Origin of the sequence: Phormidium yuhuli AB48, assembly GCF_023983615.1 — a bacterium.
GTDB lineage: Bacteria > Cyanobacteriota > Cyanobacteriia > Cyanobacteriales > Geitlerinemataceae > Sodalinema > Sodalinema yuhuli.
In genome coordinates this window covers 1,895,956-1,921,310 of record NZ_CP098611.1, presented here as the reverse complement: position 1 = coordinate 1,921,310, position 25,355 = coordinate 1,895,956, and the positions used below count along the sequence as shown (strand labels likewise).

Annotated in this window: 22 protein-coding genes, 1 tRNA gene and 1 other RNA gene; 18 read left to right on the top strand and 6 right to left on the bottom strand. The window is 49.8% G+C overall.

The genetic code is table 11. The features are described from left to right. The first annotated feature begins 8 nt into the window (after window positions 1–8). The 11 genes from NEA10_RS08270 (at window position 9) to NEA10_RS08225 (ending at window position 12,348) form a co-directional block, all read left to right on the top strand. A complete protein-coding gene (locus tag NEA10_RS08270; protein ID WP_252664839.1) occupies window positions 9–2,213 on the top strand; it encodes a transglycosylase domain-containing protein in 2,205 nt (734 codons plus the stop codon). A gap of 112 nt (window positions 2,214–2,325) precedes the next feature. After that, entirely contained in the window at window positions 2,326–2,538 is a 213-nt protein-coding gene (gene psb35, locus NEA10_RS08265; RefSeq protein ID WP_252665320.1) for a photosystem II assembly protein Psb35, read from the top strand. A 12-nt stretch (window positions 2,539–2,550) separates the two neighbouring features. Continuing rightward, complete coding sequence (locus tag NEA10_RS08260) at window positions 2,551–3,120, top strand: biotin transporter BioY (protein ID WP_252664838.1); 570 nt, start codon at window positions 2,551–2,553, stop codon at window positions 3,118–3,120. 33 nt (window positions 3,121–3,153) lie between these two features. Next, entirely contained in the window at window positions 3,154–3,930 is a 777-nt protein-coding gene (locus NEA10_RS08255) for a YebC/PmpR family DNA-binding transcriptional regulator (protein WP_252664837.1), read from the top strand. Between the two features lie 28 nt (window positions 3,931–3,958). Further along, the gene (hisF, locus tag NEA10_RS08250; RefSeq protein WP_252664836.1) at window positions 3,959–4,741 is read left to right on the top strand and encodes an imidazole glycerol phosphate synthase subunit HisF; all 783 of its coding nucleotides are present in this window, start codon (window positions 3,959–3,961) and stop codon (window positions 4,739–4,741) included. Window positions 4,742–4,838: 97 nt separating this feature from the next. Continuing rightward, a complete protein-coding gene (locus NEA10_RS08245) occupies window positions 4,839–5,057 on the top strand; it encodes a hypothetical protein (protein WP_252664835.1) in 219 nt (72 codons plus the stop codon). A 95-nt stretch (window positions 5,058–5,152) separates the two neighbouring features. Continuing rightward, a tRNA-Ala gene (locus tag NEA10_RS08240) sits at window positions 5,153–5,225 on the top strand. Between the two features lie 128 nt (window positions 5,226–5,353). Continuing rightward, on the top strand, window positions 5,354–8,518 hold the full coding sequence (locus NEA10_RS08235) for a GAF domain-containing protein (RefSeq protein ID WP_252664834.1): 3,165 nt from the start codon (window positions 5,354–5,356) through the stop codon (window positions 8,516–8,518). A gap of 219 nt (window positions 8,519–8,737) precedes the next feature. Then, window positions 8,738–9,961, top strand: a complete 1,224-nt coding sequence (locus NEA10_RS08230) for a transposase (RefSeq protein ID WP_309494104.1) — start codon at window positions 8,738–8,740, stop codon at window positions 9,959–9,961. 193 nt (window positions 9,962–10,154) lie between these two features. Next, window positions 10,155–10,469 (top strand): hypothetical protein, encoded by a 315-nt coding sequence (locus NEA10_RS21215; protein ID WP_508506409.1) that lies wholly within the window; start codon window positions 10,155–10,157, stop codon window positions 10,467–10,469. Window positions 10,470–10,506: 37 nt separating this feature from the next. Further along, complete coding sequence (locus NEA10_RS08225; protein ID WP_252664833.1) at window positions 10,507–12,348, top strand: two-component system response regulator; 1,842 nt, start codon at window positions 10,507–10,509, stop codon at window positions 12,346–12,348. Window positions 12,349–12,457: 109 nt separating this feature from the next. On the opposite strand, the gene rpsU is transcribed toward NEA10_RS08225, so the two are convergent. Further along, a complete protein-coding gene (gene rpsU, locus NEA10_RS08220; RefSeq protein ID WP_074162865.1) occupies window positions 12,458–12,655 on the bottom strand; it encodes a 30S ribosomal protein S21 in 198 nt (65 codons plus the stop codon). 757 nt (window positions 12,656–13,412) lie between these two features. Here rpsU and NEA10_RS08215 point away from each other — a divergent pair. After that, window positions 13,413–13,970, top strand: coding sequence for a thylakoid membrane photosystem I accumulation factor (locus NEA10_RS08215; protein ID WP_252664832.1), 558 nt, complete (start codon window positions 13,413–13,415; stop codon window positions 13,968–13,970). A gap of 74 nt (window positions 13,971–14,044) precedes the next feature. Here the strand turns inward: NEA10_RS08215 and NEA10_RS08210 are convergent, their stop codons facing one another. Next, a complete protein-coding gene (locus tag NEA10_RS08210) occupies window positions 14,045–14,575 on the bottom strand; it encodes a hypothetical protein (RefSeq protein ID WP_252664831.1) in 531 nt (176 codons plus the stop codon). A 205-nt stretch (window positions 14,576–14,780) separates the two neighbouring features. Here NEA10_RS08210 and rpsD point away from each other — a divergent pair, with 205 nt between their 5' ends. After that, window positions 14,781–15,389 carry a 30S ribosomal protein S4 gene (gene rpsD, locus NEA10_RS08205; RefSeq protein WP_252664830.1) on the top strand — a complete coding sequence of 203 codons (609 nt, stop codon included), beginning with the start codon at window positions 14,781–14,783 and terminating at the stop codon, window positions 15,387–15,389. A gap of 104 nt (window positions 15,390–15,493) precedes the next feature. Then, window positions 15,494–16,744 (top strand): polysaccharide deacetylase family protein, encoded by a 1,251-nt coding sequence (locus NEA10_RS08200; protein WP_252664829.1) that lies wholly within the window; start codon window positions 15,494–15,496, stop codon window positions 16,742–16,744. Here the strand turns inward: NEA10_RS08200 and sigC are convergent. From sigC to NEA10_RS08185, 3 genes are all read right to left on the bottom strand, one after another. Beyond that, complete coding sequence (gene sigC, locus NEA10_RS08195) at window positions 16,741–17,964, bottom strand: RNA polymerase sigma factor SigC (protein WP_374111903.1); 1,224 nt, start codon at window positions 17,962–17,964, stop codon at window positions 16,741–16,743. The genes NEA10_RS08200 and sigC overlap by 4 nt on opposite strands. Before the next feature lie 712 nt (window positions 17,965–18,676). Next, window positions 18,677–18,773: signal recognition particle sRNA small type (gene ffs / locus NEA10_RS08190), an RNA gene on the bottom strand. 35 nt (window positions 18,774–18,808) lie between these two features. Beyond that, on the bottom strand, window positions 18,809–19,480 hold the full coding sequence (locus NEA10_RS08185) for a Uma2 family endonuclease (protein WP_252664828.1): 672 nt from the start codon (window positions 19,478–19,480) through the stop codon (window positions 18,809–18,811). A gap of 81 nt (window positions 19,481–19,561) precedes the next feature. Here NEA10_RS08185 and NEA10_RS08180 point away from each other — a divergent pair, with 81 nt between their 5' ends. The 4 genes from NEA10_RS08180 (at window position 19,562) to NEA10_RS08165 (ending at window position 25,030) form a co-directional block, all read left to right on the top strand. Then, window positions 19,562–20,455 carry an AEC family transporter gene (locus tag NEA10_RS08180; protein ID WP_252664827.1) on the top strand — a complete coding sequence of 298 codons (894 nt, stop codon included), beginning with the start codon at window positions 19,562–19,564 and terminating at the stop codon, window positions 20,453–20,455. Between the two features lie 248 nt (window positions 20,456–20,703). Next, entirely contained in the window at window positions 20,704–21,951 is a 1,248-nt protein-coding gene (locus NEA10_RS08175; protein WP_252664826.1) for a hypothetical protein, read from the top strand. A gap of 554 nt (window positions 21,952–22,505) precedes the next feature. After that, on the top strand, window positions 22,506–23,585 hold the full coding sequence (locus NEA10_RS08170; RefSeq protein WP_252664825.1) for a Card1-like endonuclease domain-containing protein: 1,080 nt from the start codon (window positions 22,506–22,508) through the stop codon (window positions 23,583–23,585). A 395-nt stretch (window positions 23,586–23,980) separates the two neighbouring features. Next, window positions 23,981–25,030: a J domain-containing protein gene (locus tag NEA10_RS08165; RefSeq protein WP_252664824.1), complete on the top strand. Its 1,050-nt coding sequence runs from the start codon at window positions 23,981–23,983 to the stop codon at window positions 25,028–25,030. On the opposite strand, the gene NEA10_RS08160 is transcribed toward NEA10_RS08165, so the two are convergent. Further along, window positions 25,018–25,260 carry a hypothetical protein gene (locus NEA10_RS08160; protein WP_252664823.1) on the bottom strand — a complete coding sequence of 81 codons (243 nt, stop codon included), beginning with the start codon at window positions 25,258–25,260 and terminating at the stop codon, window positions 25,018–25,020. The genes NEA10_RS08165 and NEA10_RS08160 overlap by 13 nt on opposite strands. Window positions 25,261–25,355 lie beyond the last annotated feature (95 nt).

The window sequence follows — 25,355 nt, the reverse complement described above, 5'->3', positions numbered from 1 at the left end:
AGTCAATCATGCACTGGGATCGCCCCCCATCTAATCCCTGGCTCAAACTCTGGAGCCTCTTCTGGTCAGTCTTCGCCCTCGGGGGACTCACGTTGGGGGGGATGGCCTGGGCCCGACGAGAACTGGCCGCCATCGATAAGAGTCTTCCCGATCCCAGTGAACTCCTCACCTACGCCCGCAGTGGCACGATTACCATCACCGCCGCCGATGGCAGTATCTTGCAACAAATCGGCGATGTCACCCATGAAAGTTTAGACATCAACGAGACTCCACCTCAGTTAATCCAAGCCTTCCTCGCCGCCGAAGACCATCGCTTTTATGACCATGATGGCGTGGATTACCAGGCGATCGCCCGGGCGGCCATGACGAACTGGCAGGCCAGGGCCTGGCTCGAAGGGGGCAGCACCCTCACCCAACAGTTAGCCCGCATGGTCTTTCTGACGCAAGAGGTGACCCTAGAACGGAAACTGCGAGAAGCCCGGCTGGCCCAAGAAATCGAACGCACCACTAGCAAAGATGATATTCTCCAGAAATATCTCAATTTGGTGTATTTGGGGTCCGGGGCCTATGGGGTGACCGATGCCGCTTGGGTCTATTTCGCCAAATCTCCCCAGGAGCTAACCCTACCGGAAATGGCTCTCCTGGCGGGACTTCCTGCCGCTCCCAGTGACTATTCTCCCCAAGTCTCCCCCGAGTTAGCCCGACAACGGCGTAATACCGTCTTGCGGCGGATGGCGGAACTGGGCTATATCACGGAAACCGAGGCGAACCAGGCGATCGCCCAACCCCTCGCCCTGGATTTGCGACTTCCCAAACGCCTCCAAGTCCGCCTCCCCTATTTCACCAGCTACATTCAACAAGAACTCCCCAACTACATCAGTGATGAGGAAATCGAGCAGGGGGGGTTAACGGTGGAAACTAGCCTCGATCCTCACCTGCAAGAACTGGCCCAAGAAACCGTCCGTCAAGGCGTCGCGCACTATGGATGGCAAGAAGGGTTCACAGAAGGGGCCTTAGTGGCCATCGACCCTCGAAACGGGGAAATTCGCGCCCTCGTGGGTGGAACCGACTTTGGCCAGAGTCAGTTTAACCGCGCCACTCAGGCTCTGCGTCAACCCGGGTCCACCTTTAAGGGCATTATCTACGCCACGGCGATCGCCGCCGGCCGCTCCCCCCATGATATCTATGATGATGTTCCCTATAGCATTGCCGGCTATCAACCGCGCAACTACGGTGGGGGCTATGCGGGCAAAGTTACCCTACAAAATGCTTTAGCTCAGTCGATTAATGTCGTCGCCGTGAAACTCTTAGCCGATATTGGCTTTGAACCTACCCTGGAGGTGGCCCGCAAGATGGGGATTGAGTCAGAGTTGGGGGAAGTCTATCCCCTGGCCCTGGGAGCTTTTGAAGTGACTCTCTTAGAAATGACGGGGGCCTATGGAACTCTGGCGAATCAGGGACAACATTACCCCACCCGGGGCATTCGCCGTATCCTAGCCGCCGATGGAACCGTTCTCTTCGATGCTCAAGACGATCTGCGCCCCCAACAAGCCATCGACCCCGATAGTGCGGCGATTATAACCTCGATGTTGCGGCAAGTGGTGGCGTCGGGAACCGGTCGCCCGGCTCAACTCGATCGCCCCGTGGCTGGGAAAACGGGAACATCTGATAACTCCCGTGACCTCTGGTTTGTGGGCTATGTGCCTCAGTTGACGGTGGGTGTTTGGCTTGGCAACGACAATAATAGCCCCACCTATGGCAGTAGTGGCACGGCGGCCCGAGTCTGGCGGTGGTTCATGGCTGAGGCCTTACAGGGGGTAACGGTGGCGGAGTTCCCCAGTTTGCCCAATTTAGGCCAGCGTACGATTACCTTGAAACCTCAACCGTCGGAACCGGAAACTCCCCCTAATCGAGAACCTCGCCAGTCGGGGGATGATTGGCAACTCACCTGGGGCGATCGCCCCTCGGGGTCGCCAAGCCGCTCAGGGTCCCGAAACTCAGAGACGAAACCGAAGAATGAAGCCGCCGATCGCGCCCTACAATATGGAACTGTGGAATACTTCCGCCGCCGTTACGGACTCGATCCCGCTCCCCCTACCCCCGTTTCTGAATGGGAGGCATCTCCCGCTGAGACGGAGGACAACCCGGTTATCCCACCCAAAAAAGAGATTGTTCTTCCGGAAGCCTTAGATATCATGGAAGGTCAAGAGTGAAAATCTTGATAGGATTGATCCTTGACCCTGCTGTGTGTGAGGGGCAGTCCTCGCTATAGCAAAAATTTTCTAATGTTTGGGAGCAAAATGGGTTATGAATAGTGTCATTTTCATGGATGTGGCCGGTGCATCGGGATCGTCAGGATTATCCCTGTTTACCCTAGTGTATGTGGTGGGATTTCTGGCCGCTGTCATCGGCGGTTCCCTGGCCTGGTATAACTCCAAACGTCCCCCCGGTTGGGAAGATGCTGAACGGCCGAGCATCATCCCGGATTTGAAAACCGACACCTCCGATTCTCAGTCCGACGACGAGACGCAATCCTAAGGTTGAATTCCCTTGAATAAACCTCTTGAGGCCTTATGGGCCGTAATTGGCTTATTTCTCACCATCCTCAGTACGATGGTGGAAGCTTCGGTTGCCAATCCTTTGGCCAGTTTGGGCGATCGCGCCAGTTCCACTATCTCCCTGGGGGTCACCTATCAAGTGGGAGCGGTGTTACTGGTTGGCTGTCTTGGGGGCAAAAATGCTGGGGCCTTGTCTCAAATTGCTTATCTAAGTTTGGGCTTAAGCCCTTGGTTTCCGGTGTTTGCCCAAGGGGGAGGGTTGAGCTACATGGCCCATCCCTCTTTTGGCTATCTTTTGGGCTTTATTCCCGGGGCCTGGCTCTGTGGTTGGTTGGCCTTTCAACGACGCTGTCGTCTGGAACTGTTGGGGCTAAGCTGTTTCTTGGGGTTGCTGGCGGTGCATTTGGTGGGATTGCTCTATTTACTTCTGAGTCAATGGACATCGGGGGAGTTGGGACGTCTGATGATGCAGTATTCTTGGAACCCCCTACCGGGCCAGTTAGCGATCGCCTGTGCGGCGGCGGTGCTGGCCTATGTGCTGCGACTGTTACTCTTTTATTAACCCAGATGGACAATCATTTCAGGTTCGAGCATTATGGCTGGACATAGTAAGTGGGCGAACATCAAACGACATAAAGCCCGCGTTGATGCTGCCAAAAGTAAGGTCTTTACTCAGATATCCCGCGAGATTATTGTGGCCGCTCGTCAGGGCCTCCCAGATCCTGAAGCCAATTTTCAACTGCGTAATGCGGTGGCCAAGGCCAAGGCGGCAGGGATTCCCAATGATAATATCGAACGGGCGATCGCCAAGGGGGCGGGAAACCTGGCTGGGGAGGATGACTACGAAGCCGTCCGCTATGAGGGCTATGGCCCCGGTGGGGTGGCGGTTTTGATTGAAGCTCTCACCGATAACCGCAACCGCACGGCGGCGGATATTCGCGTCGCTTTTAGTAAAAATGGTGGCAATTTGGGGGAAACGGGCTGTGTCAGTTGGATGTTTTCCCATAAGGGGGTGATTACCCTGGGGGGAGAGATTGACGAAGACCAGCTTTTAGAAGTGTCCTTAGAGGCCGGGGCCGAGAGTTATGAACTCCTAGAGATTGAGGAGGAGACTCCCGGTGCAGAAGTCTATACGGCCCTTGAGGATCTCGAACAGGTGAGTAACCAGCTCGAAGCGGCGGGGTTTGAGGTGAAGCAGGCGGAGTTACGCTGGCTTCCGGGCAATAGTTTGGAGGTGAGCGATGAGGAGCAGGGGCGATCGCTGCTTAAAATGATGGATGCTCTCGAAGATCTCGATGATGTGCAAAGTGTCACCTCGAATTTTGAGATGTCTGAGGAATTGATGAACCACCTCAGCTTTGTTAATAGCTAATCACACGACTCAGTAGTTCTAAAAAACCATGGTCTTAGCAAAACGGATTCTCCCCTGTCTGGATGTGAAAGCGGGACGAGTCGTCAAGGGTGTCAATTTTGTCGATCTCCAGGATGCGGGGGATCCCGTGGAGTTGGCCCAGGCCTATAATCAGGCAGGGGCCGATGAGTTAGTCTTTCTCGATATCACCGCCACCCATGAGGAACGGGATATTATTCTCGATGTGGTCTATCGCACCGCTGAACAGGTGTTTATTCCTCTCACCGTCGGCGGCGGGATTCAATCCTTAGAAGGAATTAAAAAATTGTTAAGGGCTGGGGCGGATAAGATCAGTATCAACTCAGCGGCGGTGCGTGACCCGGAGTTGATTAACCGGGCCAGCGATCGCTTTGGCAATCAATGTATTGTGGTGGCGATCGATGCCCGTCGCCGTGAGGATCCGAGCAATCCTGGCTGGGATGTCTATGTGCGCGGCGGCCGGGAAAATACGGGCCTCGATGCGATCGCCTGGGCGGAGGAGGTCACCCAACGGGGGGCCGGAGAACTCCTCGTCACCAGTATGGATGCTGATGGAACCCAGGCGGGCTATGACCTGGAATTAACCCGAACCATCGCCGATCGCGTGGAAATTCCGGTGATTGCTTCCGGAGGTGCTGGAAATTGCCAACATATCTATGAAGCCTTCTCGGAGGGCAAGGCGGAAGCGGCTCTCCTGGCTTCCCTGCTCCATTACGGTCAGTTGACGGTGGCGGAGATTAAGAAATATTTAGAATCTCAGCAGCTCCCAGTCCGCCAATTGAGTCATGATTAAGGCGGCAAACCCTGACTTGGTGAGACATTGACCGCCCAACAATCCACCTCAGTTCGTCGGACATCTCTAATTCCTTGTGTTAAGATATGCAACGTAAATGAACACCGATCGCAGCAAACTCATGATCGCCATCCTGTTCATCGTGGTTTGCCTGGTTGCCTGGTCACTCCACTTGATGCAAGAAGCCGTCGAACACCAGGAATTTTCCCTCATGTTGGCGGGAACCCTCGTGGCCGCTGCCGCTGCGGCCATGATGACCGTTTATTTTTTGATGAGCCATTATGTGGGCTATCTTAATCAAATATCCTGTAATTAACAGGGATTGCCCTTTAAAACGAAAAAATTTCTGGGAGGGGTTGACAATCCTTTCAAAAAAAGCCATAATAGACTTCGCTTCTGTATAAGTGACATGGGGCTATAGCTCAGTTGGTAGAGCACCTCAATGGCATTGAGGGGGTCAGCGGTTCGAATCCGCTTAGCTCCATCCATAAAGGCGCCGATCTCCTTTGGGGGGTCGGCGCTTTGGCTTCTGGGGAGGGTCTGTCCCCTCAGGAGGCAGCCTGGCCGGGCTAAACTTCGTTAAGATCAAGGGATAAACCTTTCGAGGTCAACGTGAGTTGCCAGGTAGAGTCTTGTATGTGGTCTGCGATCGCACCATGGTTTGTGTTCCTTGCCTATATCCCTCATGGCCATTGTTATCTCTGGGAATCCTCCCTGGTTGGGTTACATGTCATCAGTGATAGCCTGATTGGCCTGAGTTACTATTCCATTCCCTTCCTTCTCATTCACTTCAGCCGCCAACGAGGAGACTTACCCTTCCGGGGCATTCTCTGGCTCTTTTGCGCCTTTATTCTGGCCTGCGGAACTGGCCATTTATTCGAGATTTGGACCCTTTGGCATCCGAGCTATTGGCTCTCTGGCAGTATCAAAGCTCTCACGGCTTTAATTTCCCTCTATACTGCCTTCAGCCTTATCTCCTTTATCCCCCAAGCTCTGGCCTTTCGCAGTCCCCAGGAGTTGGAAGCTCTCAACTGTGAATTAGAACAAGAAATTAGGCAGCGTCAGAAGGTCGAAGGTCACCTGAAGCATATTCTCCAGAGCACTGGGGCCGTCACGGGGCAAGAATTTTTCACGGCTCTGGTGAAAAACCTGGCGGAAACCCTTGAGGTGCGGCGAGTCTGGCTGGCTCAACAAACTCCCGAAGCCCCAGAGTCTTTAACGACGTTAGCCCTTTGGGAAGATGGGTCTTTACAGGAAACGTTCAGCTACCCCATCAGTGGTGGTCCCTGTGAACCGGTGATGCGTCAAGGGAAACCCCTCGCGATTACCAAAAACCTCCAAGAGCAATTTCCTGATGCTATCGCCATGGAAGGGTTCGAACCCTGCTGCTACTTGGGCAGTCCCCTGCTCAATCGCCAGCAACAGGCCATCGGTATCTTCTGTATCCATCATGATACTGAGTTAGAAGACCTCGAAACAACCCTAGCTATCGTCAGTATCTTCGCCATGCGGGCGGCGGCGGAACTCTTGCGTCAACAGGCTGAAGAGGCTCGAGTTCAAGCTTACGACAGTTTAGAAGAAAGTGTGTACCGAGCCACAGAACGGCTGCGAGAACGGACTAATGAGCTAATTGATGCCAACATCAGTCTAGAAAAAGAAATCCAGGATCGGATTGCTGCGGAGGCCGCGTTGCGAGAAAGTGAAGAACGCTGGCAGTTAGCGATTCAGGGGAGTAATGAGGGGATTTGGGATTGGGATATTAAGGGCGATCGTATTTTTTATTCCCGCAGTTGGAAAAACATCCTGGGTTACAGTGAGAACGAAATCCCCAATGAAACCGATGTGTTCCTAGAACTGCTGCATCCAGACGACAAGGAAACGGTGAAACAGGCTCTCCTCGACCATCTCAACCATAAAAGCCGTATTTACTCCCAGGAATTTCGGATGCGTTCCAAACAGGGAACCTATAAATGGATTCTCGCTCGTGGACAAGCCCTGTGGAATGAAGAGGGTGAACCGGTGCGTATGGCCGGCTCCCACACCAATATCCACGATCGCAAACGGGCTGAGGCGGCTCTGCGGGAAGGAGCGGCCCGAGAACGGGCCCTGGCCCGGGCCATTGCCCGAATGCGACAAACCCTAGATCTCGAAGATATCTTTAGTGCCACTACCGATGAACTCCGAGATGTCTTAAACTGCGATCGCGTCCTCGTCTATCGCTTTTTCCCGGATTGGAGTGGAACCTATGTAGCGGAATCCGTCACCGCTCCCTGGGACCCCCTGATTGAGAGTGCCAATCAAAACCCCAGTCTAACGCGGGTGGCGACCAAACGGCTTAATTGTAGTGCTAGTGAACTCGAAAGCACCGATAATCTTGTCCAAGACACCTACCTCCAAGAAAACTCCGGCCATCCCTACCGAGATGCTAAAACCTACCGAGCTGTCAGTGATATTTATGACTCTGGCTTTGATGCGTGTTATATCAGTCTTTTAGAGCAACTACAAGCTCGTGCTTATATTATTGTGCCCATCTTCTGTGGTAAGCACCTTTGGGGACTCTTAGCCGTTTATGAAAATGGAAAACCCCGTGATTGGATGGCAGGAGAGATTAAAATTGCCCTGCAAATCAGTAACCAGCTAGGGGTTGCTGTTCAACAAGCGGAACTGCTAGCTCGCACTCGTCAACAAGCCCTAGAACTCAAGCAAGCTAAAGAAGCGGCGGATATGGCAAATCGGGCTAAAAGTGAGTTTCTCGCCAACATGAGCCATGAACTTCGCACGCCCCTCAACGCCATTTTAGGATTTTCTCAACTGTTGCAGCGACCAGGACTCTCCATCACGGAGCAAGAACAATATCTAAAAACAATTTTGTCCAGTGGTGAACATTTGTTGGGATTAGTGAATGAAGTGTTAGAAATGTCTAAAATTGAGGCTGCTCGGGTAACCTTGACCTGCCAAGATGCAGATTTTTATCAGCTTCTTGAGGATATTTATCGCCTCCTAAAACTGAAAGCTGAACGACAAAATCTGGAGCTTTTCTTTGACATTGCGAATGATGTTCCCCGCTACCTCAAAATTGATGATCGAAAACTCAAACAGGTTCTTCTAAACATATTGGGCAATGCCTTGAAATTTACGGAACAGGGACAAGTTTGCCTGACCGTCACTGCAAAGCCTCTTGAATTAATCACTCGAAAACGTCCAGAGTTAACGCGATCGCACCTAAGTTTTGCCGTTGAAGATACGGGAGCGGGAATTGAGGCTGAAGAACTCGAACTCCTCTTCCAACCCTTTACACAAACAAACTCCGGGCTACAATCCCGAGGAGGTACAGGGCTGGGCCTGTCCATTTCACAACAGTTTGTTCGGTTGATGGGAGGTGAAATTGCAGTTAATAGTACAGTGGGTGTAGGTTCCCGTTTCAGTTTTGAAATTCCCGTTGAGCTGGGGTCAGCCAATGCCATTCAACAACAATCTCAGTTGCCGGGCCGGGTCAAATGCTTAGCCCCAGGCCAGCGGGACTATCGGATTCTCATAGCGGAAGATGAACCGACCAATCAACTCTTACTCATGGAATTTCTCAAGTCTATTGGCTTTAAGGTCCGGGCGGCAAATAACGGTCGTGAAGCTGTGGAAATTGCCCCTCAATGGCAGCCTGATCTGATTTGGATGGATATGCGAATGCCAGAACTCAACGGCTATGAAGCTACCCCACAAATTAAAGCTCTATCGAGTTGTCCAATACTCCGGACAGTTTTTTGGGCGTTATTGAGTTGAGTCAGTAAGACAAACGCCTGTCACCGGTATCTGGCAAAGGATTCCGGGGAGGTGCCGTCTCGTGCAACAAGTCGAGTTGGGAAAAGAAAGCGAGTTACCGAGGGGGGGAGCGGAGGTCGTTGGCAGAGACGCCAGAGAGCGGCGGTGTGGGTTCGCCGAGTTGGAGAAAAGCTATCCATCGTCTAAAGTGCAGGTGGTAAATCTAACAAAGCTGCACAGATGGATAGCCTCAAGAGCATTGTAGCGGGTCTGGTGGAAACATTTAGCAAACCCCAGCAGAAATTTTTGATGACCCTGATGACCACTCTCTTTGTCGTCTGTGGTCGAGTCAACTATACGAATCTCAGCCGCTACAGCCAGATAAACGAGCGGACTTATCGGCGACACTTCGAGGCGGGTCTAGGACTCGAACGTCTCAACCGCCGCTTAATCGAACAGCTACGACCCGAGGACAGCGAACAGATAGTAGTAGTCGATTGCACCTTCAACGAGAAAAGTGGTCGTCACACCCATGGCTTGGATTGGTTTTACAACAGCAAAGCTCAACGAGCCGAAAAAGGACTCGAATGGTCTGTTGTAGCTATTGTTGACTTGCAGCAGAAGACGGGCTATACCTTGTCAGCCCAACAAACGGAAGCCGACTTGAGAACCGAGAAGACCCCGACCGAAGACCAAGTGGCTTCGAGGAGCCGCTTGGATTTCTACCTCGGGCATCTGGCTTACTGCACCATCTTTTTCCCGGACTGGATTCGTTATGTCGTCGCGGATGGCTTTTACAGCAAGTCCAAGTGGGTCAATGGGGTGGTGGGCTTAGGCTTCGAGGCCATCGGTCGCTTGCGCAGCGATGCTAATCTTAAGTTTCTTTATGACGGCCCTCATCGGGGACGAGGTCGCCCCCGTCGCTATGACGGTAAGGTTGATTTGACTGACCCGAGTCGTTTGACTTTCGTTGCCACTTTAGACGAAGGAGTTTCTCTATACACAGCCGTGGTCTGGTCAGTTAACTTTCGACGACCGGTTCGTTTGGCTTATTTGCTCAAAGAGCAGAATGGACGACGCAGTTACGTGGTCTTGTTTTCCACCGATGTCACCCTTGACCCCCTCCATCTCTATCGTTGTTACACCGCTCGTTTCCAAATTGAGTTTATTTTTCGCGATGCTCGTCAGTTTCTGGGCTTCTCTGATTGTGAGGCCCGCTCCGCTGAAGCCCTCGACTCTCATGTTAATGCCAGTCTCCTGGCTCTCAATTTAGCCAAAGCCACCTTACAATCGACCCACACTCGTGCTGAACCTTTGAGTTTTTCCATCGCCTCTCTCAAACGCTTGGCTCTCAATGAGCATCTTTTTGACCTATTTATCGACAGCTTTGACTTAGACCCGACTTTAATTAAATCCCATCCCAACTACTCGGAACTCCTATCCTACGGTGCTCTTGCATCCTAAATCTGTCCGGAGTATTGGTTGTCAAGATATAATTATTATTGCTCTGACAGCTAGCGCCTTTGAGGAAGAACGCTCTGCCATCCTAGCGTCAGGATGTGATGACTTTATCCGTAAACCATTTCATGAGACAGAGATTCTAACTAAGATACAGCACTATCTTGGTGTTGACTATGAGTATGAGGGAGACCTGCTGATGTCCAACGAGGCAGAACCCCTCAGTCTGTTTAGCAGATCCGACCCTCAACGGGACTCTGTTGGTCCCGGCCGACAGTCACGAGTCCCCAGCGCTGAGGAAATACAGCAGTGGATGGGTCAGCTACCGAAGACCATGGTTCAAGAGCTTCATCAGGCGGCCCTGCAGGGAAGTGATGATCACATTTTAGAGCTATTGGCCGGGGTTGGGGACGCAGACAGCCACGGGGAGTGTTGCCAGCTTATCCAAACTTGGGCCCAGGATTTTCGGTTTGATCGAATCCTTGAGATCACACAATGTTTACAAGAGCCATAAAATACTTCAAAACGCTGTAACTCTAGACCCTAAATTGATGAAAGATACCTCTAACGACCTAGACCAGGCCGATATTCTAATCGTTGATGATACTCCAGAGAACTTGAGGCTGCTGTCGAATATGCTGTCTCGACGAGGGTATCGTGTGCGTAAGGCGATCAGTGGGTCTATGGCCCTGACGGCGGTGCAAACCCTGCCTCCAGACTTAATTCTGCTGGATATCATGATGCCGGAGATGGATGGGTATGCCCTGTGCGATCGCCTCAAAGAAGATCAACGGACTCGAGATATTCCCGTCGTCTTTCTCAGTGCCCTCAACGATGTCTTTGACAAAGTGAAAGCCTTTAACGTCGGGGGGGCCGATTATATTGTGAAGCCATTCCAAATTGAGGAAGTCTTAGCCCGGGTTCATCACCAACTGCGGATTAAATCTGTTGAACGAGAGATTCGTCGCCTCAATGCAGAGTTGGAGCAACGGGTGGATGAACGCACTAGCCAACTCCAGGAGCGCACCCGCCAGTTAGAATCAGCGAATCGCCAACTCCTCGATGAAATCAGTCAGCGGGAGCGGATTCAGAAGCGCCTGAAGTATTTGGCATTTCACGATCGCCTAACCAATCTCCCCAATCGATCTCAGTTTGAAATTAAACTCACGGAATCCTTAGAAGATGCGACCGTTACAGTGAACTTAGCGGTCTTATTTATTGACTGCGATCGCTTTAAAGTCGTCAATGATTCCCTCGGTCATGGCGTCGGGGATGAACTGATTAAATCCTTAGCTCAACGACTGCGGGAGAACTTAGATGACGAAGTCATTCTGGCTCGCTGGGGTGGAGATGAGTTTGTGGCACTACTTTATAACTACGAGGAAGACGAGGTTATTTCCCTAGTCCAAGATTTATTAAAGGTTTTATCCAATCCTCACCAACTCCCCCGTCATGAAGTTTTTGTCAACACGAGCATTGGCATCGCCTTTTTCGTTCCCAACCTTTCTCCAGAGGAACTCTTACGGAACGCCGATGCAGCGATGTATCGCGCTAAGGCCCTAGGCGGGAATCGTTATCATCTCTTTGATCCCCTACTTCATCAAGAAGCCTCAGAACGGCTCGCCCTAGAGAATGACTTGCGTTACGCCTATGAGCGACAAGAGTTTGAAGTCTACTATCAACCGATCCTTAACTTGCAAACCGGTGCGTTATTTGGCTTTGAAGCCCTCCTGCGTTGGCACCATCCTGAACGGGGCTGGGTATCTCCCCCTGAGTTTATCCCAACCATTGAAGAAACGGGACTGATTGATCAAGTTGGGGAATGGGTCTTAGAACAAGCCTGTCAACAGGTCAAACAATGGCATCGAGACTGGGACTTACCCCTGGTCATGAGTGTCAATTTATCAGTCCGCCAGTTTGCACAGCCCGATTTTCTCGATCAAGTTGATCGAGTCCTCATTCAGACAGGACTCGAGCCAAGATTTCTCAAGTTAGAAATTACAGAAACAGCACTCATGGAAAACTCTCAATCCACGCTTTTTATTTTACGACAACTAAAATCTAGACAAATTAAAATCAGCATTGATGACTTTGGCACCGGCTATTCGTCTCTGAGTTATCTGCACACCTTTCCGGTTGACACCCTCAAAATTGACCGAGTATTTGTGGAAGGGATGAGCAAGTCTCGGGATGGTCAAGGTCTAGTTCCAGCTATCTTGAATCTTGCTCGGGCCACGGATATCGACACCATTGCCGAGGGGATTGAGACCCTTGAACAGCGAGACATTCTACGGCGTTTAGGTTGCAACTTTGCCCAAGGCTTTCTTTTTTCTCAACCGAAACAAGCCTGCGATCTGCATCCTGATCAGATTCAGTTCGGGGGCGAAAACTGAAAAATGCCCCAGCCTGAGGGACTAACCCGTCAATACTGGAGCAATCTTATCAGAATCCGCTGACGTTCTTTGAACCTGGGGGAGCCAGGGTCAGTTGGGAGACTCCCTGTTAGGATGAGCGGCGACGATAACGGCGGCGACGCTGTTTGCGTAATGCTTCGGCTTTGCGCTTGCGCTTTTCAATGGGAGTTTCAAAATGACGATTTTTTTTGAGATCTAGGAAAATCCCTGCTCTCGATACCCCTCGGCGGAAGCGACGCAGTGCTGATTCGATACCTTCGTTTTCACCTACAATAATTTGGGTCATACGTAATCACTCTCCAGAATCTGTTACAGTTGGCATTCCCACACTACAAAATAGCAGGGTTCTTCCTTCAATGATCGGTTACGCTGAGGTCGGTTTTCACCAACGGCAGCCATTGACAAATCTCCAGAAGCGTTCCTAGGTAAACGACCTAGAGTTTCGGTTTGCCTGACCGTACTGAATACCGTCTTGGGACTGTTGACGGCGGCGTTGGGGCCTCGGCCTAACTCAAACCCATAGCAACAGATATGAGATTGGGTTGACAAAGACTTTTTGAACGTTGTACCACAGTTCGAGGGAGTTTGGCCCCTAAACATCAGACTAACAACTTTGTTCGCGAGTTCTGCCCCCCTGAGCGCAAGCTGGGTGGCCCAGTTCTGGGAGTGAACAAGACAACGGGCCAGTCTCATAGCGCGTTGCTGAGGTTGCTGAGTTCTATTGAGGTGCGTCTGCCCAAAGTGATCCATGGCGTGTATCGCTGGCTAGCACCGTTGAGGTTAAGCCCAAAAGCTGATGAATAACTTGATTTAGCCTTGATACCGTTCACGATAACACAATGGGACTGGGAAACGGCAAGATAAATCCTCGGAACCGCTGTCCGGGATTCCCCCTGATATCACCTCCACCTGCGGCAGGGTTGGTTCTTTTTCGAGGGTGGCAAATCCGTTGAGTCGTTGGCGAGTGGTCGAAGCTGATACCCTAGATCGGGTAGTTGCATGACTGCACTCGGAATCCCCACGCTCTCAACTGTACAGAGGATATGACGCTCTTTTCTCAAACTTGGCAACGTTGGATCGCTACTCTCGGGTTGGCGATCGCCCTTTGGATAGCTTGTCTATCCCCCGCCTCGGCAGCCCTAAATGATGATAAGTATGATGGCAACATTTTTTCTCTCTATGCGGGCAATGGCTCGATTGTGCCCCCAAGCAGCAGTTTGGCTCAATCCTTAACAGCTCATCGTCCCACCCTGTTGGTGTTTTATCTCGATGACAGTCGCGATTGCAAACAGTTTTCCACGACGGTATCTGAACTGCAATCTTACTATGGTCGGGTCGTTACGATTGTACCGGTCAACAGTGATAGTATCCTGCCGAGGGACAACTATAGGGAAACAGAACCTGGCTATTACTACAACGGCCGTGTCCCTCAATCGGTTATCTTTGATGAGTCGGGAACGGTGCGCTTTAATGAGTCGGGACAAGTGGCATTTGAAGCCCTCGATTCGGTCTTTCGGGAGATTTTTGACCTTCTACCTCGCACTGAGTCGGTGGAGTTGAAGCGTCGCCCGGTTAATGAGGTCAATACGGAACTGCGCTGACCTCCTCGTTCCTGCCAATTGCTCAATCAAACGTCCCCCCAACATTGGGGGGATCGTTGATTCAACCTGTAGCTTTAGCGACTGCGGATGAAGGTCGGATAGATATCTCGGATGCGATCGGTGGCATCCAAACAGTCGATCATCGCAGCGGCTGGGGTGACGTCGGACTGGTTGGTAATGCCCAAAACACAGTTCGCATAGCGCTCTGGCAGAAGGCTGCGACGGCAACTGTCTAGAACGTTGGGTAGGTCACCCCCGTTGGTGGTTTCAGCAATGCCAACGGTACAGGTGGCCAAATCTAGGGGACGACGCACTTGGCGACAGCTTTCTAAGGCTGTTGTGGCGCTGATATCAGTCCCGGTGGCAATGCCCGAGACACAGTCAGATAAATCCCGAGGTCGGTAGGCTGTCCCACAAGCCAGGGCCGTGAGGTTCTCCTCTAACTCTAAATCCAGAAGTTGGGAGGTACAGGTTTCATAGTCTCGAAGGGTTCCACCGCGATAACGACTGGGATAGAAGGGTGAAGCAACGACGGGGAGAGCGATCGCCCCTAACAAGGTACTAAGACCAATACTGGCCAGGAGACCCTTGGCAATTGGGTTCATGAATCCTGTCTCCAACAAAAACGTAAGTGAACTAATGGCTAGCGTACTGGAATTAATGAGCGATCGGCAGCCCCGTTGGTTTCCCAGTGCCCAGAAATTTCTGGGCCAAGTTTTGAAGCGCTGCCATGTTAGGCTCTATAATAGAGTGCTTGGGTGAAATTTTGTTTGCCAGCACACCACCAAAGGAATCCAAAAGTTAAGCTGTATGTCACGATATCGAGGACCTCGTCTGAGAGTAGTTCGCCGTCTGGGAACCTTGCCCGGCCTGACCCGCAAAGATCCGAAGCGGAGTTATCCCCCGGGTCAACATGGTCAGGGACGACGCAAACGCTCTGAATACGCCGTTCGGCTAGAAGAAAAGCAAAAACTCCGCTTCAACTACGGCGTCACGGAAAAACAACTACTCCGTTATGTGAAAAAAGCCCGTCGTCTCCCCGGTTCCACCGGACAGGTGCTTCTGCAACTGCTGGAGATGCGCCTAGATAACACCGTATTCCGTCTCGGTATGGCTCCGACGATCCCGGCGGCTCGTCAGTTAGTGAATCACGGACATATTTGTGTCAATGGTCGCCGGGTCAACATTGCCAGTTACAACTGTCGCCCCGGTGATGTCATCAGCGTGAGAAATACGGAGAAGTCTCGCGAGATGGTGAAGGCCAATCTTGACTCTCCCGGCTTGGCCAACATCCCCTCTCACCTCGTCTTGGACAAAGACAAGCTCGAAGGTCAGGTCAATGGGGTGGTTGAGCGGGAATGGATCGCGCTACAAATTAACGAACTACTCGTGATTGAGTACTACTCTCGCCAAGCTTAGACCGTCCGTGTCCCCAATTTGGGATTGGCTATTCTTGGGGTCGTCTTGACTCTGAGGATAGCTATTTTTTTTAGGCAGCATCAACTCAACCTCCTATTTTTGCCATGAAAGCAACCTTTGTTCCCTGGCTCCACATGCACCAACCCCCGATTTGGTGGAATCACCAGCCGATGGGAAATCTAGAAAAAATGCTCAACGGTGACCCCAACTCGGAGGAAGGATGGAACGCTCAGTGGTTCGCTCAGGCCTATAAGAATCCGGCCAAGTACGCTCTGGAGTTATCTCGACGGGGCCGACAGCCCCGGATGATGGTGGATTATTCGGGGGTTCTGTTAGAGGAGTTGGCGAAACTCTCTGAGGATGGAACCTTTGCTAACCGCCATGTGGATGGCGACCCCCTCGGGGATGTGATTGGCCTATGGCGAGAGGCTCTGAATGATTATCCCGAGGCGATTGAGTTTGCGGGAACGGCTTATAGTCATTGTTATTTCCCCACGACCCCTGAACGGGATTGGCAGGCTCAAATTATGACCTGGAAACGGGTCTTTGGGGACTTGTTCGGGGAAGCGGCCCTGGAGCGAGTCAAGGGGTTTTGGTTGCCGGAAATGGGGATGATGGGAGACCCCCAACGGGCGATCGCCCTAATCCGACTCCTCAAACGCTGTGGCTATGAATGGCTGATTCTACCGGCGTCTGCCTTATCTCGACCGGAGGGCTGGACGACGCCTCAGTTGGAAAATCAGGTCCATGAGTTACAGATTCAAGGGGAGGGAGACCGGGAGACGATTCTCTGTGTGGTTCGGGATACGGATATGGGCATCCGTCAGCAAAGTGGCCATAATGCGGACGGCTGTTTGAATGATATTCGCTATCGCTTAGGGGTCTTTGAGCAGGAACAGCTCACATCGCCTCCCTTGATTGTGCCGACCTCCGATGGGGAAAATGGCAATGTGATGATGTTTGAGTATTTCAAAAATACCTTTGTGCCGTTGGTGGAGATGATGCCCCAATTGGCGGATGTGGAGATGCTGACGGTGAGCCAATATCTCGATCGCTATCTCGACTCAAGCCAACCAACGCCCCTGTCTCTGAATACGACCGGTGGCTCCTGGATTGGTGGTCATGAAAGTTGGAATGAGGGCGATCGCCGTCAAGCGATCGCCCTCAAAATTGAAACCCTCAGTCGTCAGGTGGCGGAACAAGGGAGTTCCTCAGACCCGATCTGGGATGAGGCCCGTCAACTTCTCCTGGTCTGCGAAACCAGTTGTTTTGTCTACTGGAATGCCGAGTTTTGGTTTGACCAGGCTGATTCCTTCCTCGGCAAACTCGAAGCCTCTCTCCCTATAACGGTTTAACCCAACGCTTCCAAGAAATCACGAACTCGGTTGCGTCGCTTCGGCTGACGCAACTTTTGTAGGGCCTTGGCTTCGATCTGACGCACTCGCTCGCGGGAGAGATCCAGGGCCCGACCGATTTCTGCTAACGAATAAGGACTTTCTCCCCCTAGTCCATAGCGTAAACGGATGACGTCCCGTTCCCGACTGCTAAGGTCGGCGAGGAGTTGCTGGAGTTCCCGCTGTAGGGATTCACGCACTAACAACTCTTCGGGGGAAGCATCATCCGTTTCTAGGAGATCACCGAGTTCGGTGTCTTTTTCTTTACCCACTTTGGCATCGAGGGAGATGGAGCGGGGAACCCGTAACATGACTTCCCGGATTTGCTCGGGGGTCATGTCCAGTTCGTTGGCGATGTCATTGATGGTAGGGGTGCGGCCGTTGTCTTGGGAGAACTGACGTTGAGCTTTTTTGATTTTGTTGAGCTTTTCGGTGATGTGAACCGGGAGGCGGATGGTTCGACTTTGGGTCGCGATGGCTCGGGTAATTCCTTGGCGAATCCACCAGTAGGCGTAGGTGCTAAATCGATAACCTCGGGTGGGGTCGAATTTTTCAACGGCTCGCTCTAAGCCGATGGTTCCTTCTTGAATCAGATCTAAGAGTTCTAGTCCCCGTTTTTGATATTTCTTCGCGACGGAGACCACTAACCTCAGATTGGCCTTGATCATGTGGGCCTTGGCATAAACTCCCTCGGTTTGGATGGTTTCGAGTTCCTCGACGGAGATGTTGGCCAGTTTAGCCCAATAGCGTTTCCCTTGACTGAGGGTAGGTTTGAGGTCGGAGACGGGAATTTGTGCCTCGCTGGCCCAGCGTTCTAGGGAGGGACGATGGCCCAGTTGGGAACTGAGGCGATCGCGGGTATTCATGAGATGGACATACTGCTGCATGGTGGTATCACCAGCTTCAGCCGCAGTTTCTCGAATCTCCAGCAAGCTGACGTAGCGTTGGACTTTTTGGGCCACAGAGACTTCTTCATCTCGTCCCAACAAGTTCACTTTGCCGATCTCTTGCAGGTACAACCGCACTAAATCAGTGGTGGTTCGGTGTCCGCGAATCGACTCATCGGCTTCAGCGTACTCCACTTCCATCCCAGAGGTTGCCTCTAACTCACTCTCTTCGAGACTCGAATCATCCGAGATTTGAGCATCCGTCTGGACGGTGATGGGGTCACTGGCTCCCATTTGACTGGGGTGATGCTTAGATTTAGCTTGCTGGTAAGAAGTTGTTTTAGACATGGTCGCTCGTCTCAATCCCTTTGAGTTAACTGGGGGTTAAGGGACTCCGATATGGCGGAGGTTATCCCTCATTTTGTGATCCCGATCGCAGGGCAGAACCTGCGTCACCTCGTTCGTTCAACCCCCGTCTGAATCAGTTGCTTGTTAGTCAGCTTTGGACGCTGACGGCATCGATATGATTGAAATCACCACGAACTGAGGTGCTACAGTCAGTATAAGGAGGTTTTAATTTGGCTTTAGTGATTTGCGTCAAACCATTGTGTTAACCCTCATCACTTTGCCCCTGTTTTTCAGGAGTTTGCCCTGTTCTGTAATGTTTCTTCACTAAAATCGGGAGCAAATCTGTAGATTTTTGACATCCGGAAACTTTGGCAAAAACTGTGTTCTACCGTACAAACTGAGGTGAGTTTTCTGAGCAATCTCTGACTCATCCAAGGGGTTTTTTTTAGGGTTAGGGCGATCGCCAATTGGCTAGAGTCTTTACCTGGTGAGGGGTTCGACCCCTCATACGTCAAGAGGCAGAGGTAGAAAACCGAACTCTCTCCCGAGGAAAAGGCTGACTTAGCCGTGATTATGTTGATGTAAAAATCAACGCTTGTGGCCGTAAAAAACCCCTAACAGAGGATGGGGGGGGAGGTGATGATGAAGGGTCAAAAAAGGCGACCCGGAGTTCACGCCGATTACAAGCATCCCGTATTGCTGCTACCTTCCGGTCCTGACAAGGTTTGGGCGTTGTAATTGCATGAGTCCGGGTCTAGATTCAACTATAGCATGAAACTGGGCCATTCGCTCAAGAAGTTTGGGGAGTCTCGGGGGACTCACTCGGGTCAGGGTCAGGATGGTCTTCTGGGGCCGGGGGGGTCGCCTCAGTGGGAGTCGGAAACTCCACCGCCTCATACAACTCGTTCAAACTGAGGGTCAGAGACAGAGACTCCAGAGATAGAGTGGCGTCCAAGCCTTCATAATCTGTCAGTAACCACTGGTGGGGAGCTTGCTTGGCGTAATGTTCAATATGGGGGCGGTCTTGGCGAATCAGGAGATAGTCCTGAACGGAGTCGAGGCTACGATAGGCGGCAAACTTTTCACCCCGATCATAGTTCTGAGTCGAGGGAGAGAGAACCTCAGCCAACATGATGGGGTTAATGACCGTATCGTTGCGTCCCGGGTGCAATTGGTAGGGTTTCGCTGTCACCATCACATCAGGATAGGTGTAGGTGTTCCGTTGGGGAATCCAGAGGCGTTGGTCGCTAATAAAAATACTATAGGGTTGACCGCGTAAACCGAGACGCAATAGGGCATTGAGGAAACTGACAATTTCATTATGAGCCGGGGTTCCACCACTCATGGGTACAATCTCTCCATCACGGTATTCATTGCGAGTTTGCTGTTGCACTTCCCAGCGAAGATAGTCCTCAGGGGTACAGGTTTGTTGCGTTGAGGTGGGGGCAGTGGCGATCGCCATGGTTAAAATTCCTCCATCATGAATGACAAGCTTATCTTTAAGTGTGCCAAACCTGCCGTTCTCCCTTGAGCCACCGTTGCAATGACTGCCATCCTCTCCGCCATTCTTCCCGTTCTCACCATTGTCCTGATTGGCTTCTGGGCCGGGAAAACCTTTACCCTGGACCGGATGAGCCTCTCTCGGATTACCCTCTATATCTTCACCCCCGCTCTGGTGGCGGACTCGCTCTATCGCAGTCCCATCACCCTAGCCAATGCCAAGGGGTTATTTTTGGCATTTTCCCTGACGTACGCGCTTATGGGGGCTATTGCTTGGGGGCTGAGTTGTCTGTTGCACTTCCCTGCCCCGATTCGTAAAAGTGCGATCGCCACCAGTGCCTTTCCCAACACGGGCAATATGGGGTTATCGGTCAGTCTGTTCGCCTTTGGGGAAGAGGGACTGAACCGAGCGGCGATCGTACTCATCATCTCCAGCCTCTTGGTCTTTTCCACGGGCCCCGCTATCCTCAAAGGAGGAAAATTCAGCAATGCCCTCAAGTTCACCCTAAAGCTGCCCTTAATCTGGGCCATGCTCATGGGATTTGCCCTGCGACTGCTCCCCTTTGAACTGCCCTTTCAACTCGATCGCGTTCTTGAAGTTCTGGCTGAGGGAACCATTCCCCTGGCCTTGGTGGTGTTGGGGATTGAGATTTCCCAGAGTTCCCTACGCCTAACCCGCTACGACCTCTTTGCCAGTACCTTAAGACTACTTGGGGGGGGAACTGTCGCCTACGGGATGGGGCGGATGGTGGGTTTGGAGGGTTTGGACTTACAGGTGTTGGTATTACAATGTTCGATGCCTGCTGCGGTGAGTTCTTTCTTGATGGTGAAAGAGTTTGGCGGAGATACGGTCCGCACGGCGAGGGTTGTAGCGATTTCGTCGGTGTTGGCCTTTGGGACCTTGCCCCTGGTGTTGGGGTTATTGTCGTTATCTTAAGGCGATGGCAGATTATTGTGGCTCAATTGTTACTCATCTATCTGAGTGGCCAGGACTTGTAAACTGACATCGGGGAGCGATCGCATTAACTGTTGTACCAGAGACCCTCGCCAAAACAGACTCCAGCGAGAGCGGTGGGTTTCTCCCAGGACAATAGATTGGGCGGAAATTGCTATAATGGGTCATATTTCAACTCTGATGGCAGGGTTAATGTATCCTCAATCGGCAAGTTCGCTAAGTCAGTACGTATGATTAAGTCTCGTTTTTTCCTGTATGTTGCGATCGCGCTCTTGAGTTTAAGCTTTACTGTTCTGGGTTATTTAAGCCTTTCAAGTTATCCCGGTATCGGTGCTATCCTAGGATTTATAATCGGAGGAGTTTTGAGTGCCTTGTTAGCACGAATTACGTTGACGCTCCAAGACTCCCATAAGCTCCTAACCCGTCATTTGGCTAAACGGAATGAGCAGTTAACCCGGATCGAGCAGACCCTCAATCAACTCGAATCGCTTAAATTACAAGATACTCTGAACACCTATGTTGATGAACTCAAGAACACGAGTCAACACAATCAACAGCAGAAGCAAATTTTAGACCAATTAAGCAATTTATATGTCTCACTTCAATCCGGGGATACTCAAGCCATAAGAACAAACCAAGACGAGAAATTGGAGGTAGAAGTACAAGAGGAGCAAGAAATAATTAAAAACCTTACTAAACAGGAAGCGGAAACCTCTCCTCAGATTTTACCCGGCGCTACAAAATCGGCAGCAAAACAGTCCCAAAAACTCAGCCATTGGCTGGAGACTCAAAACGCTGAATTACTCAGTTTTGAAAGTAATCAGTCCGTGAGTTCTAGCTTGAAAAAAATAGCCCTGTTTATCGAAAAACATTATGATAAGCTATCGGAGCTAATGAAACAAATACGTCAAAGTATTGCTGGGAATTACGAAGAGTTTAACGTTGATTTATCAAATAAAAGCGTTCAAGCTTTATCCGTTACAAATAACTTTGGTGATAGACTCACAAAAGAGAATATGCTAAGCTATAAATATTATAGAGAAGGGGGTTCTAAATTTGCTAAAGTCACTCCATTAAAAAGTAAAAATATTAAATTTTTGATTAGTGAGTGGTTAAACAGCTCTGTTCATCAGAAAATGACGAAATTTTTTCAGGGAAAACAGCTTAAGCATGAAGCCATCACTAATGCTAACATCCGCCTATCAAATGGACAATCGAGCAAGGTTGATTTCGTGTTTTTCGTGGCTAACCAGCCATTATTTATCAAATGTGATGTAACGGTATCTGAATCTGATATTGGTGGCTATGCTGAGTTTTGCCGCAATGTTAATCTACAGCCACACCAAATTTACTTTGTTAGCCCAGATGTTAAGAATAAAAAATCAAATTCTTTAACCAGCAAACATAAAATTCAAGTTGTGAATCCAAGTCAGGTTATAGAAATTTTAGAGAAACAAAGTCAATTCACCAAAAATTAGCAATATATTAAATGTTGTCAAACTGTAATTCTCAATCAACCCATTCTTCCTCCTGTCATGGCTGGAGCCGTGACAGAGACTATAGGCGGCTCTGAGGATTACACTCGGGAGGCTCTGCAAGAACATGACTGGGTATCGAGCCAAGTCACGAAAAAGGAAACTACTTCTAGGAGGGGACGATTGTTTACTCGTTCCCCAGTATCAATGTACAGCACTTTAAAAGAAAAGTCATATAAAGTTTTGGGTTTCCTGGATTTAGGGTGATAAGGATGATTGATGGCAGATTACATCGGTTGCTGTAGGGGCGAAAAATTTCCCCTCCTGGGAGGGGCAGGGGTGGGTTATGCTCCTACTACAATTTTGTATCAAATGCAACAAATCACACCGTATATCCTGAAGACCCCAAGTTTTTGAATAAAATTTAGCTTTTTCCGATAGAGATTTACAAATACTTGTGCTTTTCATTATTCGATGTTCCTTGCTATACTGAATATAGAGTGCAAGGCTTCACCTTGAGTTGAGGTCATTCTAAATTTTTCCAGTTGTCATCAGTTATGAAATCTGATTTTTGGACCTATAGTGCGATCGCAGTCCTAAGTTTTAGTTGTACTCTTTTCGGATATTTAGCACTGTCAGACAATCCACAAGTTGGAGCAACCTTAGGTTTTATAGTTGGCAGTTTCTCTGGAGTTTTACTGTCCAAGTTTCTGGTGATTTCCGAAAAAAACTATGAAGCTCTCAACCAAACCATAAACACTATCAAAACCAGTCATATCTCAGTCAATCTGAATCGGTTATATCAGACTATCGAAACCTTGACAAAAGCTAAACATCCTCAAGTATCTACAAGGCAAAATAAGTCTATAGAGGTATCATGGAATGGGTACTGCTCTGAGCATGATGCTACTCAAATCAAACAATGGCTTGCATCTAAAGACTCCAAACTCATTAAATCCCATACCAAAAAGAAAGTCGATAAAACTTTAGATACAATTGCCCTGCTAATTGGTGATAATTATCCACTTGTCTCTGACTTAATGCAAGGAATTCGGAATAGCTTATCTTCCGAAACGACTCACTTCAATCTTGATTTAAGTGGAGCAACAACAGATAAAATCAATGTTATAACAAATGTTTGTAGCCAACTTCAAAACCTTGGTCTTATTGAATATTATTATCATAAAGATAAACAAAGCTCGAAAAAATCTGCTTATATTTCACCTTTTCAGAGTAATGGGAATCAGTTTTTAACTGGACAGTGGTTAGAGCGATACGTTTACCAAATAGTAACCAATTTTTTGGAGGCTAAAGAAGTTGCCTATGAAGCCCTCATGAATGCCACTATAATAAAATCAAACCAACAAAAAATTGAGATCGATATTTTAGTAATTATCCAAAATAGTCCTCTTTGGATTGAGTGTAAAGTTTCCAATCATCAAAGATTTATTTCCAAATACTCGGCATTCGCTAAGCAATTCAAATTACATCCAGAACAAATGTATTTAATTGTCCTTGATTTGTCAAATCAACAGGCAGAAGATTTAACAAGTCTTCATAATATTAACGTTTTTACATCAGACAAAATTACCGATGCTTTGCAATCTACGCTAACTTTTATTCAGAATCAAGCATAAATTGAATTGTATATCGAACCAATGGTGACAGGGGTTGAGGAAATGTCATGATCCTGTTGAGCCTTTTAGGTTACGAAAGTATCGACCCGTCAAGTAGAGTAGCTTCGACCCAGTTACCCGGCGATAGATTTAAGGTATCATCAGGGGGCGATCGCAAGTCAGGACGTAGGGGTCACACAGATGACTCACACAGAGGAATGATACCGATAAATACGCCGCAGAGTCTGGTAGAATAGTGGCAGCATTTTGGGGTTGGGTAGCATCTCAGTTCCACCGTCTTTGTTAGAGTTCACCCAATCCTCTCAAATTATTGCTAAATTTGGCTCATAGCTTCTATCTACTCTATTGATAGGAATTTAGCGGTATCGTAAAAATTGCTGTAAGGAGTTATACAGATGGCTAGAGGAAAGAAACATCCAAAAGGAACTCATCAGGTATCAGAAACGACCCTAGCGTCTAAGTCTCCAGATGCTCGTCTCCAGTTTCTGCAAGAACGGCACAAGAAGGTGTTGACCTTAATCAAGCGTAAACGCACGGAACTGTCCAATTTAAAGGAACAGATTCAAGAAATTGCCCGATCGATGTTCTCTCACGGTCAACCCATTTACGAGCAGGCCGAAAAGCTCGATCGCGAAATTCACGAGTTATTCCAGGAAATTCTCACGAAGCGGAAACTTGGGAAAAAGAGCAAGTCGGAAATTCGCGAGGTTTACGAGATCCTGCAATTTAGCGGTCGCATCAGTCCTCAGTTTGATGAAGACGATGAGGAGTTTGCCCGCCAGGAAGAAGCCGAAGCCGAGCGATCGCATCCAGGTGGGGGTGACGGGCCGTTTTTTGATGACGACGAGGACGAGACGTCCCAGTGGGACAGCCATTCTCCTTTTGAGGGAGTCCAAACCCCCCGTCCATCACGGGATATGAGAAAACTGTTTTTGAAATTAGCCGATCGCTTTCACCCCGATAAAATTGCTGATCCGCAAAAACATCAGCACTATACCGAAATCATGAAAGAGGTCAACATTGCCTATAAAAGTGGTGATTTTGCCCGCTTGTTGGAAATCGAAAAACGTAGCGATGAGGAGTTAGAGATTGAAACCTCCGAGAATGACCGCGATCGCCAGTGCAAGCAACTCGAACAGGAAATCAGGATTCTCGAACAGCAATACGAACAATTAAAAGACCAAGTTCGCCAAGCCCGCAATACCCCCCAAGGGATGATGGTGAAAGAATATCGCAAAGCCCAACGGGAGGGAACCGATTTAGTCGAAGAATCCTTAGAAGAATTCGAGGCTGAACTCGAATCTCTAGAAGACTTGCGAAATTTCGTCAGACGTTTTCGCGATAAAAAGATGACCATCAAAGAGTTTTTGCAAGGTCCATCCTATTCCGAACAGGATATCATCGATGAACTCGCCAAACACGGAGTTTACATTCATTTTGATTGAGTCGCCTCACGTAACGCCTCCTCAAGGATTTCCTCACCGACGCCCTGCCGCCTTAAACTGGCAATCAACGTGGAGACCGTATCTCCCTCTAATCGCTCCAAGTCAGCCCGCAGTCCTTGGCCAATATAGGCCCGTGCCAAGGGCTGATACCCAGAAAACCCCAATAATGGAGCCAGACGCTTGAGATCTTCAATCACATCTTCTGGCATCCGCATCGTGATTGTTGTCATGGGCCGATCTCGATGTAACCGTTTTTTCAATGTCTCAATCTTCATTGCAGACGAAGCTAATGTCATTGAGTAGGAAATGTACATCCATGTTTCCC